The following is a 12,375-nucleotide window of genomic DNA, read 5'->3' as shown; positions in this document are numbered from 1 at the left end:
AACCCCTCCACACCTCATTGGCCTGCCGTGGCCGCCTACGCGCTGACTTCGAGATTGACCGGGCGGGTAAAGGTGTTGGCGACCGGCGACCACTGCTTGACGTGAGCCACCAGCGCGTCGATCTCGGCCTTCGGAATGCCCTCGCATTCCATGTCGACCTTGACCCGCACGTCGGTGAAGCCGACCGGCTTCTCGCTGACGTCACCGGTGCCCCACACCGCCGTGATGTTGAGATCGCCCTCGAGTTCGAGTTCGAGCTTGTTGACGATCCAGCCGCGGTGAACGGCGTTGGCGTGCAGGCCGACCGCAAGGCAGGAGCCGAGCGCGGCGAGTGATGCTTCCGACGGATTGGGCGCGGTGTCGTCGCCGAGCAGGCCCGGCGGCTCGTCGACGATATAGGGCGCGAGGTTGCGGATGTAGTTGGCGTGGCGGAACTTGCCTTCCGCCACCGTCTTGCACTTCAAGGTCTTGATGACCTTCGGATTGGCCTTGCCGTTGGCGATGAGCTGTTCCAGCCCGTTTTTGTCGATCGGCGCCAGGCAGCCTGTAAGCACCGTTTTTTGAGCGACCGCGGTCATCATTTCTCTCCCTAGGGTAGGATACCGAACGTTCTGTTTCCTGCATTAAGCGTGCCAGATCGGTTCAAAACCAAAAGGCGAAGCCCTCCCGCCGCTTAGCGATCGCTGCACGGAAATTGGTCAGCGCCGCGCTGCACAGGCACGAAGCAACTGCCGCGTGCCTGCGATTAATTTCGGCGCAAAGATGCGACTTGATGATTGCGCGGCGCTCCGATTAACTGCGGCGCATGGGCAAATCGGTTTCAAAGAGGAAATCTGTCGCGGCACGCGGCGCAGGCGATGAGGAATCCGCGCGCGGACGCCTGCTTAGCGCGGCGACGCATCTGTTCTGCAAGAATGGCATCAACGCCACCGGCATCGATGCCATCATCGACGAGGCCGGCACCGCCAAGACCACGCTCTACAAATTGTTCGGATCGAAGACCAACCTCGTCAACGCCGTGCTGGAGAGCGAAGGCAAGGCGTGGCGCGAATGGTTCATCGGCGCGATGGAAGATGGCGGCGGCGACGCGCAGGCGAAATTGACGCGGATCTTTCCGGCGCTGAAGTGCTGGTTCGCCGAGGAGCGCTTCTACGGCTGCCCCTTCATCAACGCGGTCGCCGAGCACGACAAGGACGCCAAGCAGTTCCGCAATATCGCACTGCGCCACAAGAAAGTGGTGCTGGCCCATATCGAAAATCTCGCCGGCGAGATGGGGGCGGCCGAACCGCAAATGCTGGCCCATCAACTTGCATTGTTGATCGACGGCGCCATCGTCGCCGCCATGGTCTCGCGCGATCCCGACGTCGCCGATACCGCCGGCCTTGCCGCGGGCAGTCTGTTCGGGCCTTCGAAGGTGAAGAAGGCCAAACGCGCCAGCAGCGCGGCCGGGCAGCTCGTCGCGGTGTAGCCAGGCGTCTTAGTTGTCACGCTGTCTGGTGGGCGAGCAACTCGTCGCGGTTCAGCCGATCAGGACCGCGTAGCGCGCAGGCAGCGCCTTCAGTGAGCGTGACACAAGGGGGCGATGCGGTCCAGCATATCGGTCAAATGACCTGGCCGCCGGAGACTTCGATCCGCTGGGCGTTGATCCAGCGGTTGTCGTCGGTCAGCAGGCTCGCGATCATCGGGCCGATGTCATCAGGCACACCGGCACGACCAAGGGCAGTCATGCCCGCGAAGGTGTTGTTGAGATCCGGCGTGTCGCGGACGGCCCCTCCGAGGAAGTCTGTCTCGATCGCGCCCGGCGCCACGGTATTGACCGCGATGCCGCGACTGCCGAGTTCCTTCGCCATGTAAACGCTGAGCACCTCGACCGCACCCTTCACAGCCGAATAGACGGAGAAGCCGGGGAAGGAGATGCGGGTTAGGCCGGAGGACAGGTTCACGATCCGGCCGCCGTCCGTGATCAGCGGCAACAGTGCCTGAGTGAGGAAAAACACGCCCTTGAAATGGACGTCAACCAGCTTGTCGAACTGCGTTTCGGTCGTCTCCGCGATCAACGCCATGTCACCATGGCCGGCGTTGTTGACAAGGTGATCGAACGTATCGCGCTGCCAGGTCTTCCGCAGCGCAGTCCGCAGCCGGTCAGCGAAAGGCTTGAACGCAGAGATATCGCTAACATCGAGCTGGAGTGCGATCGCCTCGCGACCCGTCGCCACGATCTCGGCGACGACGGCTCGAGCGTCTTCCTCGCGGCTCTGATAAGTGATGATGACGTCGCTACCCTTGCGGGCGATGTTGAGCGCAGTGTTCCGGCCAAGCCCGCGGCTTGCTCCGGTGATGAGAGCGATCTTGTTCATGGCTAGGCTCCTGTTGCTTGGGTGGCGACGCTGATATGCAGCCCGGGAGCCTGTCTTTGTTGCCGGAACCTCGACAATCCTTGCCTATTCCTACAGATCGAATTTACGCATCGGTTCAAGCGCAGTAGGATCGCCGCATGACCGATACTCTCCTCAAGGTTGTTCGCCGATACGCGGAGGCCTTTGCCGATCCGGCCGGGGTTGCTCGAACCCCAATTCCTGGCCTGACGACCATTCGTGCGACCGCACCTAGCGGCCTGGACTACGCGATCTCCCGACCGCTCGTCTGCCTCGTGCTGCAGGGAACCAAGCATGTGACGATGGGCAATCGGGCTTTCACGTTCAGCGCCGGCGACTCTCTGCTGATCACGGCTGACGTGCCAACGGTGAGCCAGGTCACGCGGGCCGGCATCGCAGCGCCCTACTTCTCGCTTGTATTGGACCTGGATCCGGCCCTGATCGCAGACCTCGGCGTGGAGATGGAGGCCGTGCCGGTCGCCGAGGGCGCGCCGGTGCGCCACCAGCCGACCGATGCCGAGGTCACCGACGCGGCGCTTCGGCTGATGCGCCTGATTGAGCGCCCGGCATCGGTGCCAGTGCTGCGCGCACAGTTGGTGCGTGAGATGCACTACTGGCTCCTGGCCGGACGGCACGGGGCGACGATCCGACATCTTGGCTGGCCGGACGGCCATGTGCAGCGTGTGGCGCGCGCGGTCGCGGTGCTTCGAGCCCAGTTCGCTCAGCCATTGCGGGTTGAGCACCTGGCGGCTGTTGCCGGGATGAGCCCAGCGTCCTTCCACCAGCACTTTCGCACCGTGACGTCGCTTTCTCCGCTGCAGTTCCAGAAACAATTGCGTCTGATCGAGGCGAGACGGCTGATGTTGTCGGATGGCGTGACCGCGAGCAGCGCGGCATTCGCGGTCGGCTACCAGAGCGTCTCTCAGTTCACCCGGGAATACGGACGCATGTTCGGCTTGCCGCCCGTTCGAGAGACGAAGACGGCAAGGGGCAATGGCCAGGCTGCCTAGTCCGATGACGATCGTGTTGCGGCCAATCAAGCATCGAGCGCCGCGGTGTCCGAGACGAGCTACAAGGACGCGGTGGCACCGAAACTGTGCACCAGCACCGCGCCGCCGGCCACAATCAGCCCCACGCCTACGGCGCGGCTGAGCCATGGGCTGCGCGGCAGCAATTTCTCCAACCCGACATAGATCGCGACCGCCGCGACCCAGGCCAGGTTCATGACGCCGACCACGAACAGCAGCGCCATCAGGAACCAGCAGCAGCCGACGCAATAGCCGCCGTGGCGGAAGCCCATGCGCAGCGCCCCGATGGCGCCCGGTTGCCAGTGTCGGCTCAGGAAGAACACCGGGCTCTGGCAGTAGCGCAGACAGGCGCGCTTGATCGGGGTGAACTGGTAGAGCCCGGCCGCAAGCAGGATGATCCCGGCGAGCAAATTGCTGGTGCTCGCCATCATGCCGGACAGCAATCCAGACTGTTCAAGTGCCCACTGCACCGAGACAGCGACGAGACTAAAGCCTGCCCAGATCACGAGATAGCCGGCGAGAAACAGCCAGCTTGAGATGACGGGACTGTCCGCGGTCGCCTGCCTGCGCTTGATGGCGGCGAACAGCAGGATCATGGGGGCTGCGCTGGGCACCATCATCGCGACCATCATCACCCACCACATCGCGAACATGAGCCATGCCTGGGCCGGCGACCACGGCTCAGGGTCCATCGACATGTCGGCCATGCTCATGTCGATGCCTGCGCCGGCAATCAGATAGCCCCAGGAGAACGCAACGACGACGGCTATTCCGATGGCCACGATCAGGCGATCGTGCCGCAGGGTCTGCTCGAGCGCCGAGGTCGCCATCATAAACCCACCCGCTACTGGGCGTGTAGAGATTAGGGCGCAGCGCTAGGCCGCAACGCCCTCCGGCGTCTGGACGACATTGGCAAGCGAACTATGGGTGCCCTTGGTGTCGAACTTGATGGCGCCGGTCGAGCGGATGTTGGCCGAAGCAACCTCGGCCGCCCTGTGCTCGAAGCCCTCGGGCATCACGACCTGGATGCGGTGAGGTTCTCCCGTCACCGGATTCTTGATCGGCTCGACCTCGGTCTCCAGCACGCCCTTGGCCACCATACGCGCAACGCGCCCATCCTTGTCGAATGAGAACTCGATCGGCACGAACAACGGTTCATGCATCTTGGTCACGATCAGGCTGAGAATCTGGAATAGCGTGCCTTCGGCGGAGTTCTGACCCGACATGATATTGAAAAGTGCTTCGCGTTGTTCCGGCGTGGCGCGCTCGTCGATGATCGGCTGCAACTGGCCATTGCCCTCATGCAGCGCGCCGGGAAAATGAACGGTCGCCGCGAAAACCAGGCCGTCGAGTTTGGTCTTCTCGAAATGTCCCTTGGTGATCCGCATGCCGACCGTGCCCTTGCAATAGCCCTGGGTCGGCAGCGCATTGAAATCGCACGGGCAGCCAAATGCGCAATTGCAGTTCTTGATCCATTCGCCTTCGAGACGCCAGTCAGATGTAGCCATCGCACACCTCCGTTTGCGTATTCGATTGGACTGCCGAAGTGAGCTTATCCCGTTTGCGCGCCCGGGGACAGGGAGCGCCGGCCAGCTTGCCGGATAGGCCCGCCTAGCTGCGCTCGAGCAGCTTCGCCTCGAGCCGAGCGAGTTCCGCGACCAGATCGCGCTCGACTTCGGCGACCTTCATCTCGATCACACGGTAATCGCGTGCTTCCAGCCACGTCTTGCGGCCGGCGCGGTCGGCGACAATGGCCTCCGACTCGTTCGGATTGACCAGCTCGATCGCGAGCCGGTGCACGAAGGAGACGAAATCCGGAATGTGGCGCCCCACAGGGGTCTGGCGCTTGAACTGGCCGGCAAAACGGCGGTCGCGGGTCAGCGCCTGCCACAGGACCCGCTCGGCGTCGGTCGGGTTCCGCCGCAGCAGCCGGGCCAGCCCGCGCACGGTAGAACTGTCGCCGGGCACCGCCGGCCCCTGCCCGTGCTCGGCCAGCAAAGCGCGCAGCCGCGTCGCCTGCTCGCCGTCGAGCACGCCACCTTTGGCCGGTCCTTTGCGGCCTTCGGCGATCGCCATCACCACGCCGTGCAAAGTGTGCATGTCCTGCTTGGTCGGGTCCATCCGGGTAAAGATGTTGCGCAGGTTCACCAGCATGGTCTCGCGCTTCTCGCGCGGGCGCAGGAATTCGACCTTGTCGAGTTCCCGGACCAGATTGTCGAAGAAGGCCTGCATCTGGTGCTGCGAAGCCGGCTCGGAGCGCTCCGGCATCGCGAACGGCAGGGCGCCGCCCGTCGACAGCTTGAACCACTCATAGCCGATCAAGAGCACTGCCTGCGCCAGATTGAGCGAAGCGAAACCCGGGTTGACCGGGAAGGTGATGATCCGGTTGGCGAGCGCCACTTCTTCGTTCTGCAGGCCGTAACGCTCCCGGCCGAACATGATGCCGGCCCCGCCGCCGGCGTCGACATGGGCCACGATCTCGGCTGCTGCTTCCACCGGCGCGACCACCGGCTTGGCTTGGTCGTGGGCGCGGGCGGTGGTGGCAAACAGCAGCGTCAGATCAGCGACCGCCTGCTCGACGGTGTCGAACAGTTGGGCCTGTTCCAGAATCTGGTCGGCGCCGGCCGCCGCCCGTTGCGCGGCGATGTTCGGCCAGCCATCGCGCGGGTTGACGATTCTTAGACGGGAAAGCGCGAAATTGCCCATCGCCCGCGCGGCCATGCCGATATTCTCGCCGAGCTGCGGCTCGACGAGGATCACAACGGGTCCGGCTAAGTCCCAACCGGACTTGGTTTTATCGGTGCCCGAACCGGACATTCGTTACTTCACTTTCTGGTTCAACTTCCGGAGTTGATTCAACCTCTGAAGAGTTTGAACGGCCGCGCGTTTTTGGATGGCGGAATTCGAGAAGCCTGCTGCGCGGCTTAGTAACCTCTCCGAACGCTCGATCAAAGCCTCAAGGAAGCTTGATTCCCGCCCCGCCGCTTGCGCGCGTTCGACTTTCGGATAGGCTAACAACCACAATCAAAGCGAAGCTGCAAACAATCCCGAACGCCGGTTCAACGGCGAAGGGCACACGGGGAGGCGTCCATGCGCGGCAGGTGGTCGTTGGCAATTCTGGGCGTGATCCTGATCCTGGCGGGCGGGCTGCTCGCCCATCTGACGCAGACTGCAGGCGGCATCAAGATCCAGGATGTCAGGTTCAAGGGCGCCAAGGGCAACACCATGAGCGCCCTGCTCTACATCCCAGCGAATGCCACGCCGCAGATTCCGGCCCCCGGAATCCTCGCGGTCCACGGCTACATCAATTCGCGCGAGACCCAGGACGGCTTTGCCATCGAATTCGCCCGCCGCGGCTATGTGGTCTTAGCCCTCGACCAGACCGGCCATGGCTATAGCGACCCGCCGGCCTTCGCCAACGGCTTCGGCGGCCCCGATGGCCTCGCCTACCTGCGCAACCTCGAAATCGTTGACAAGAACAATATCGGGCTCGAGGGGCACTCGATGGGCGGCTGGACCGTGCTGGCGGCGGCCACTGCCGCGCCCAACGACTACAAGTCGATCGTGCTGGAGGGCTCGTCGACCGGCAAGCCGTTCGCCGCCGAAGGGACCCCAAGCTGGCCGCGAAACGTGGCGCTGGTGTTCGCCCAATATGAAGAGTTCTCGACCCTGATGTGGGGCGTCGACAAGGCCCGCGACGTCACCCAGAGTCCGAAGCTGTGGGCGCTGTTCGGCACGCAAGGGCCGGTGGAACCCGGCAAGGTCTATGGCGACATCGCGCAAGGCACGGCGCGGGTGCTCTACACCCCCGCCATCACCCATCCCGCCGAGCACATCTCCCACGAGGCCATCGGCCACAGCCTCGACTGGTTCGCAAAGACCCTGCAGGGCGGCACGCCCCGCCCGGTTGATGACCAGATCTGGCTCGCTAAGGAGATCGGCACGCTAATCGCGCTGCTCGGTTTTGTGGCGCTTTTGATCGGCGCCTTCGATGCGCTGCTGGAAGCGCCGATGTATTCCCGGCTGCGGCTGCCGAAGATTGCCGACGGCACCATGCCCGAGCACACCGCAGCGAGCGGCCGGCGCTGGACCGCGGCCTTCATCCTGTCCGCCTTCATCCCGGCGCTGACTTATTATCCGGCGTTTGCGCTGGGCGGCACGTTCCTAACACCCTCCGCCTTCCTGCCGCAGGGCATCACCAACCAGATCCTGGTCTGGGCGGTCATCAACGGCCTGATCACGCTCGCTTTGATGCGGTTCTCACCCAAACGCGCCAGCCGGAGCGGCATCGTCCTGCAGTCGGTCGTGATCGCCGTCGCGTCCGTCGCGATCGGCTATGCGGCACTATGGCTGGCCGACCTCGCCTTCAAGATCGACTTCCGGTTCTGGATCGTCGCGCTGAAGCTGATGAGCGCGAAGCAGTTTTTGATCTTCCTGATCTATCTCGTGCCGTTCACGGCGTTTTTCGTGATCGCGCTGCATGTCCTGCACCGCAATTTCTCGACCATGGCCGCGCCCCGCGGGGCGCTTTATTTGACCAATATCCTGGCGCTGACGCTGGGCTTTATCGTGCTCGTGGGCGGGCAATACGCCATTCTCTGGCTCACCGGAAAACTGTTCAACCCGCTGCCCGACCCCGGCTTCGTGCCGCTGTCGACCATCGTCGCCATCCAGTTCGTGCCGCTGCTGGCGATCTGCGCCGTCATTGCGACCTTCACCTGGCGACGAACCGGCTCCAGCCTGCCCGGCGCCCTGATCTGCGGCCTGTTCGTGACCTGGTACGTGGTCGCGGGGACGGCGACCCAGGCAGCAATCTAATCTAAAGGATGGGCAGAAAGTGCATAACGGCTCGGCTTTCGCCCGCCGGTTTGCGGTGCTATAGGCCCCGTATAATCATCCACCCCGCCCAAATGCGCGGTTTTCCGAGAAAAGGCCCCCTCCATCATGGCAAAAATCAAGGTGACCAACCCCGTCGTCGAACTCGATGGCGACGAGATGACCCGGATCATCTGGCAGTACATCAAGGACAAGCTGATCACCCCCTTCCTCGATGTCGAGCTTTTGTATTTTGACCTCGGAATGGAGTACCGCGACCAGACCAACGACCAGGTCACGATCGACGCCGCCAACGCCATCAAGAAGGTCGGCGTCGGCGTCAAATGCGCCACCATCACCCCCGACGAGGCCCGGGTGAAGGAATTCGGCCTGAAGGAAATGTGGAAGTCGCCGAACGGCACCATCCGCAACATCCTCGGCGGCGTGATCTTCCGCGAGCCGATCATCTGCAAGAACGTGCCGCGCCTGGTCCCGGGCTGGACCAAGCCGATCATCATCGGCCGCCATGCCTATGGCGACCAGTACCGCGCCACCGACTTCAAGTTCCCCGGCGCAGGCACCCTGTCGATGAAGTTCGTCGGCGCAGACGGCACCGTGATCGAGAGGGAAGTGTTCAAGTCCCCCGACGCCGGCGTCGCAATGGGAATGTACAACCTCGACGATTCCATCATCGATTTCGCCCGCGCCTCGCTGAACTACGGCCTCTTGCGCGGCTATCCGGTCTATCTCTCGACCAAGAACACGATTCTCAAGGTCTATGACGGCCGCTTCAAGGACATCTTCCAGGACATCTACGACCGCGAATTCAAGAAGGAATTCGAGGCCAAGCGGCTCACTTACGAACACCGCCTGATCGACGACATGGTCGCTTCCGCGCTGAAATGGTCCGGCGGCTATGTCTGGGCCTGCAAGAACTACGACGGCGACGTGCAGTCGGATACGGTGGCCCAAGGCTACGGCTCGCTCGGCCTGATGACCTCGGTGCTGCTGACGCCCGACGGCAAGACGGTGGAAGCCGAAGCCGCCCACGGCACGGTGACCCGGCACTACCGCGAGCACCAGAAGGGCAAGGAGACCTCGACCAATTCGATCGCGTCGATCTTCGCCTGGACCCGCGGCCTCTCCCACCGCGCCAAGCTCGACAACAACCCGGAACTCGCGAAATTCGCCGACACGCTGGAAAAGGTCTGCGTCGCGACCGTCGAGGAAGGCTACATGACCAAGGACCTCGCGCTCCTGGTCGGCGCCGACCAGCGCTGGCTGTCCACCACCGGTTTCCTCGACAAGGTCTCGGACAACCTCGCCAAGGCGATGGCGGCGTAAACCGCCTTATCCGCAAGTCCCTCCCCGTCATTGCGAGGGGCAGAGCGACGAACAATCCATGCCTCCGCTTGGGTACGATGGATTGCTCGGAGCCTGTCGTCGGTCGCGCATTCGCGCGGCCCGTTGGCTCGCAGTGATAGAAAACCAACGACGGAGCAATACCGTGTCGTTCCCTAAGAACGCCGTACTCACTGCCATCTTTCTCACCGGGTCGCTCGTCAGCGCATCCGCCCAGAAATCGCTTCCCGAGGCCATCGCGGCACCGGGTGAAACCGCGATGCTCACGCTGCATGCCGAAGGCGCGCAGGTTTACGAATGCAAGACCGGCGCCGACGGCGCACTCGCCTGGGTGTTTCGCGAGCCGATCGCGACGCTTTTCCTGGACGGCAAGACGGTCGGCCGGCACTATGCCGGACCGAACTGGGAGTACAGCGACGGCAGCGCGGTGGTCGGCCAGGTCGTCGGCACCGCCCCAGGGCAGGTCGCGATGGACATTCCCTGGCTGAAGCTCGGAGTGGCTTCCCGGCGCGGCAGCGGTGTTCTCAGTCCGGTGACGACAGTGCAACGGATCAACACGTCGGGTGGAAAGCTCAATGGCGCCTGCTACAAGGCAGGCGCCTATGAAAGCGTCCCCTACTCGGCCGATTACGTGTTCCTGCGCAAGGGCTGACACGACGCTGCCGTCGAGGAAGGCTACATGACCAAGGACCTCGCGCTCCTGGTCGGCGCCGACCAGCGCTGGCTGTCCACGACCGGCTTCCTCGACAAGGTTTCGGACAACCTCGCCAAGCCGATGGCATAATTGGCTGATAATGGTGTTGGTCCTTCGGGCCAACACCATGGATTCATGATGCCAATTGTCCGGAATACCGCACTCGCTCTGCTTCTATCGTCGGCGTCAATTTTGAACGCCTCCGCCCAGACGCCGCTTCCCGACGCCATCGCCGCGCCCGGCGAAGCGATCGTGCTCACCCTTCACGCGGAAGGCGCGCAGGTCTACGAGTGCAAGGCTGCCAGCGGCGGCAAGCTGGCCTGGGCATTCCGCGAGCCGACCGCAACCCTGCTGCTCGACGGCAAGACCGTCGGCCGGCACTATGCAGGGCCGAACTGGGAACACATCGACTCCAGCGCCGTCGTCGGCAAGGCGGTCGGCAATGCGCCCGGTGCTACGCCGAACGATATTCCCTGGCTGAAACTGACCGTGACCTCCGGGCGCGGCACCGGCATCCTCTCCGGCGTCACGACGGTGCAGCGGATCAACACGGCGGGCGGCAAACTCGAGGGCGAGTGCGAAAAGCCCGGCAGCTATCGCAACGCGCCCTACTCCGCAGACTACATTTTCCTGCGCAAGGGCTGACGTCCCGCCCCATCCGGAGTTGCCGATGCTGTTCATGGTGATCGAGCGCTTCAAGAACCAGGACCCGGTCCCGGTCTACCGGCGCGTCCGCGATCCCGGCATCAAATTCCCGGATGGACTGAAATATGTCGGGAGCTGGATCGAGCCGAATTTCGACCGCTGCTTCCAGCTCATGGAATGCGATGATTTGCGGCTGCTGCAGGAATGGGTGCTGGCCAACAACCGCGATCTCGGCATGACGTTCGAGATTGTCCCGGTGGTGCCGAGCAAGGAGACGCGGGAAGTCGTCGCGCCGTTCCTCGACGAAAAGTAGCCGAGACCAGCGCGGATCGCGCTCATCGAGCGCGACCCGACTGATCCCCTACTACCAACACCAGGAATGAGCGACCTTTAAAACCGACCTCTACAAGTCTCGCGATACCTGCGGCAGTTTCCTTCGCCTCGTTCGCCCAACTCGTCCTTGTTGAGGCAGGCATATCTCAATTCGGCGCACACATCCCTCCGAACTGGCCTTTGGCAGGTCTCACGATATCTGCGGCAATTTCCTTCGCCCCGCTCCCCCAGCGCGTCCTTGTTTTCGCAGGCACGCCGCAATTGCTCGCATTGTCCCCCTCGACCGTCGTACACTCGGACGCCTCCCGGTCCAACCTCAATGGATTGGGAAAAAGCCGAGATCGGAATTACAAAAAGAGCAGCCGCCGCTGCGGCACCGAACGCATAGTTGCGCATTGCTTTCAACATTTCCTGGTCCTCCAGTTGCTATGTGCCCGTGAATAGAGAGGCCGCTTCGGCGGCCTCACTCTTGTCGATGGGAACGGACGGAGCTGGCGTTATTGCTTCTCGCCATCGCCAACTTTAGTGCGCGCAGACCTTGATGGTCTTCATCCCGGTTTCAGCTGCGGTGCGCGTCTTGAACACCTTGCCGTCGCCAACAACCACAGTGGTGGTCGTGGTCGGCTTCTTGTCCACGACGGTGCATTTCTTCGTGGAGGTGTCTTGCACTACATAAAATTCCGTCTGAGCGTAGGCAGCGCCGGTCATGATTGCTGCGGCTGCCGCCGAAACAAGAAACTTCTTCATGATGTCTCCTCCATTGGATAACTGAGCGGCGTAGAGTCGGTTCCACGGCTGGAACTCCGTCTACGGGTACCGGCTTTCAGTTCCTGGATGGAGACTCTAAAAGGGTTGACGTGAACGCTGGTCGAACGAGCAGTTCAGAGACTGTTTATTTCGAGCTTACTTTCGCCTTCACGAGCGCGACTTCTGCTAATGGAATGGTCCGGCCGTGCTCCGGCCCTGCCAGTACGAGAAACTGGCAAGGGGCGCTCAGAGGAGCACGCCATGTCTCAGAAACTCAACGCAGCGATCGCCGTGATCGGCATCGATATCGGCAAGAACTCGTTCCACCTCGTGGGTCATGATGACCGCGGCGCCATCGTGCTGCGGCAGAGGTGGT

General features: G+C 62.9%; 13 protein-coding genes and 1 pseudogene. 8 read left to right on the top strand and 6 right to left on the bottom strand.

The window, feature by feature from the left end:
* Nucleotides 1-35 precede the first annotated feature (35 nt).
* The gene (locus C7G61_RS17345) at nucleotides 36-578 is read right to left on the bottom strand and encodes an OsmC family protein (protein WP_108516901.1); all 543 of its coding nucleotides are present in this window, start codon (nucleotides 576-578) and stop codon (nucleotides 36-38) included.
* A gap of 227 nt (nucleotides 579-805) precedes the next feature.
* Here C7G61_RS17345 and C7G61_RS17340 point away from each other — a divergent pair, with 227 nt between their 5' ends.
* Nucleotides 806-1,468: a TetR/AcrR family transcriptional regulator gene (locus tag C7G61_RS17340; RefSeq protein WP_108516373.1), complete on the top strand. Its 663-nt coding sequence runs from the start codon at nucleotides 806-808 to the stop codon at nucleotides 1,466-1,468.
* 133 nt (nucleotides 1,469-1,601) lie between these two features.
* On the opposite strand, the gene C7G61_RS17335 is transcribed toward C7G61_RS17340, so the two are convergent.
* On the bottom strand, nucleotides 1,602-2,357 hold the full coding sequence (locus C7G61_RS17335) for an SDR family oxidoreductase (RefSeq protein ID WP_108516371.1): 756 nt from the start codon (nucleotides 2,355-2,357) through the stop codon (nucleotides 1,602-1,604).
* 137 nt (nucleotides 2,358-2,494) lie between these two features.
* Here C7G61_RS17335 and C7G61_RS17330 point away from each other — a divergent pair, with 137 nt between their 5' ends.
* Entirely contained in the window at nucleotides 2,495-3,385 is an 891-nt protein-coding gene (locus C7G61_RS17330) for an AraC family transcriptional regulator (protein WP_108516369.1), read from the top strand.
* Between the two features lie 59 nt (nucleotides 3,386-3,444).
* Here the strand turns inward: C7G61_RS17330 and C7G61_RS17325 are convergent, their stop codons facing one another.
* The 3 genes from C7G61_RS17325 to C7G61_RS17315 form a co-directional block, all read right to left on the bottom strand.
* The gene (locus C7G61_RS17325) at nucleotides 3,445-4,233 is read right to left on the bottom strand and encodes a DUF2182 domain-containing protein (RefSeq protein WP_108516899.1); all 789 of its coding nucleotides are present in this window, start codon (nucleotides 4,231-4,233) and stop codon (nucleotides 3,445-3,447) included.
* Between the two features lie 45 nt (nucleotides 4,234-4,278).
* Nucleotides 4,279-4,911, bottom strand: a complete 633-nt coding sequence (locus C7G61_RS17320) for a DUF1326 domain-containing protein (RefSeq protein ID WP_108516367.1) — start codon at nucleotides 4,909-4,911, stop codon at nucleotides 4,279-4,281.
* 103 nt (nucleotides 4,912-5,014) lie between these two features.
* Nucleotides 5,015-6,220 carry a TrmJ/YjtD family RNA methyltransferase gene (locus C7G61_RS17315; protein WP_108516365.1) on the bottom strand — a complete coding sequence of 402 codons (1,206 nt, stop codon included), beginning with the start codon at nucleotides 6,218-6,220 and terminating at the stop codon, nucleotides 5,015-5,017.
* A 273-nt stretch (nucleotides 6,221-6,493) separates the two neighbouring features.
* Here C7G61_RS17315 and C7G61_RS17310 point away from each other — a divergent pair, with 273 nt between their 5' ends.
* The 5 genes from C7G61_RS17310 to C7G61_RS17290 all read left to right on the top strand — a co-directional run bounded on the left by C7G61_RS17310 (nucleotide 6,494) and on the right by C7G61_RS17290 (nucleotide 11,232).
* Complete coding sequence (locus C7G61_RS17310) at nucleotides 6,494-8,221, top strand: alpha/beta hydrolase family protein (RefSeq protein WP_244608334.1); 1,728 nt, start codon at nucleotides 6,494-6,496, stop codon at nucleotides 8,219-8,221.
* A gap of 126 nt (nucleotides 8,222-8,347) precedes the next feature.
* Complete coding sequence (locus C7G61_RS17305; protein WP_108516363.1) at nucleotides 8,348-9,562, top strand: NADP-dependent isocitrate dehydrogenase; 1,215 nt, start codon at nucleotides 8,348-8,350, stop codon at nucleotides 9,560-9,562.
* 196 nt (nucleotides 9,563-9,758) lie between these two features.
* Nucleotides 9,759-10,232: a DUF3455 domain-containing protein gene (locus C7G61_RS17300; protein ID WP_244608348.1), complete on the top strand. Its 474-nt coding sequence runs from the start codon at nucleotides 9,759-9,761 to the stop codon at nucleotides 10,230-10,232.
* 180 nt (nucleotides 10,233-10,412) lie between these two features.
* Nucleotides 10,413-10,919, top strand: coding sequence for a DUF3455 domain-containing protein (locus tag C7G61_RS17295; RefSeq protein WP_108516895.1), 507 nt, complete (start codon nucleotides 10,413-10,415; stop codon nucleotides 10,917-10,919).
* 25 nt (nucleotides 10,920-10,944) lie between these two features.
* A complete protein-coding gene (locus tag C7G61_RS17290; protein WP_108516359.1) occupies nucleotides 10,945-11,232 on the top strand; it encodes a DUF3303 domain-containing protein in 288 nt (95 codons plus the stop codon).
* 542 nt (nucleotides 11,233-11,774) lie between these two features.
* Here the strand turns inward: C7G61_RS17290 and C7G61_RS17280 are convergent.
* On the bottom strand, nucleotides 11,775-11,999 hold the full coding sequence (locus C7G61_RS17280; protein WP_108516357.1) for a hypothetical protein: 225 nt from the start codon (nucleotides 11,997-11,999) through the stop codon (nucleotides 11,775-11,777).
* Between the two features lie 261 nt (nucleotides 12,000-12,260).
* Here C7G61_RS17280 and C7G61_RS17275 point away from each other — a divergent pair.
* Nucleotides 12,261-12,375: pseudogene (locus tag C7G61_RS17275) on the top strand (IS110 family transposase); the annotation flags it as partial.

The sequence above is a fragment of the Bradyrhizobium algeriense genome, assembly GCF_003062295.1.
Classification (GTDB): domain Bacteria; phylum Pseudomonadota; class Alphaproteobacteria; order Rhizobiales; family Xanthobacteraceae; genus Bradyrhizobium; species Bradyrhizobium algeriense.
The sequence above is the reverse complement of the archived record's forward strand: the minus strand, read 5'-3'. Positions and strand labels throughout refer to the sequence as shown.

Coding starts and splice junctions, on each gene's coding strand:
- C7G61_RS17290 (WP_108516359.1), top strand. CDS start 10,945: ATGCTGTTCATGGTGATCGAGCGCTTCAAGAACCAGGACCCGGTCCCG.
- C7G61_RS17335 (WP_108516371.1), bottom strand. CDS start 2,357: ATGAACAAGATCGCTCTCATCACCGGAGCAAGCCGCGGGCTTGGCCGG.
- C7G61_RS17315 (WP_108516365.1), bottom strand. CDS start 6,220: ATGTCCGGTTCGGGCACCGATAAAACCAAGTCCGGTTGGGACTTAGCC.
- C7G61_RS17320 (WP_108516367.1), bottom strand. CDS start 4,911: ATGGCTACATCTGACTGGCGTCTCGAAGGCGAATGGATCAAGAACTGC.
- C7G61_RS17310 (WP_244608334.1), top strand. CDS start 6,494: ATGCGCGGCAGGTGGTCGTTGGCAATTCTGGGCGTGATCCTGATCCTG.
- C7G61_RS17305 (WP_108516363.1), top strand. CDS start 8,348: ATGGCAAAAATCAAGGTGACCAACCCCGTCGTCGAACTCGATGGCGAC.
- C7G61_RS17325 (WP_108516899.1), bottom strand. CDS start 4,233: ATGGCGACCTCGGCGCTCGAGCAGACCCTGCGGCACGATCGCCTGATC.
- C7G61_RS17345 (WP_108516901.1), bottom strand. CDS start 578: ATGACCGCGGTCGCTCAAAAAACGGTGCTTACAGGCTGCCTGGCGCCG.
- C7G61_RS17295 (WP_108516895.1), top strand. CDS start 10,413: ATGCCAATTGTCCGGAATACCGCACTCGCTCTGCTTCTATCGTCGGCG.
- C7G61_RS17330 (WP_108516369.1), top strand. CDS start 2,495: ATGACCGATACTCTCCTCAAGGTTGTTCGCCGATACGCGGAGGCCTTT.
- C7G61_RS17280 (WP_108516357.1), bottom strand. CDS start 11,999: ATGAAGAAGTTTCTTGTTTCGGCGGCAGCCGCAGCAATCATGACCGGC.
- C7G61_RS17340 (WP_108516373.1), top strand. CDS start 806: ATGGGCAAATCGGTTTCAAAGAGGAAATCTGTCGCGGCACGCGGCGCA.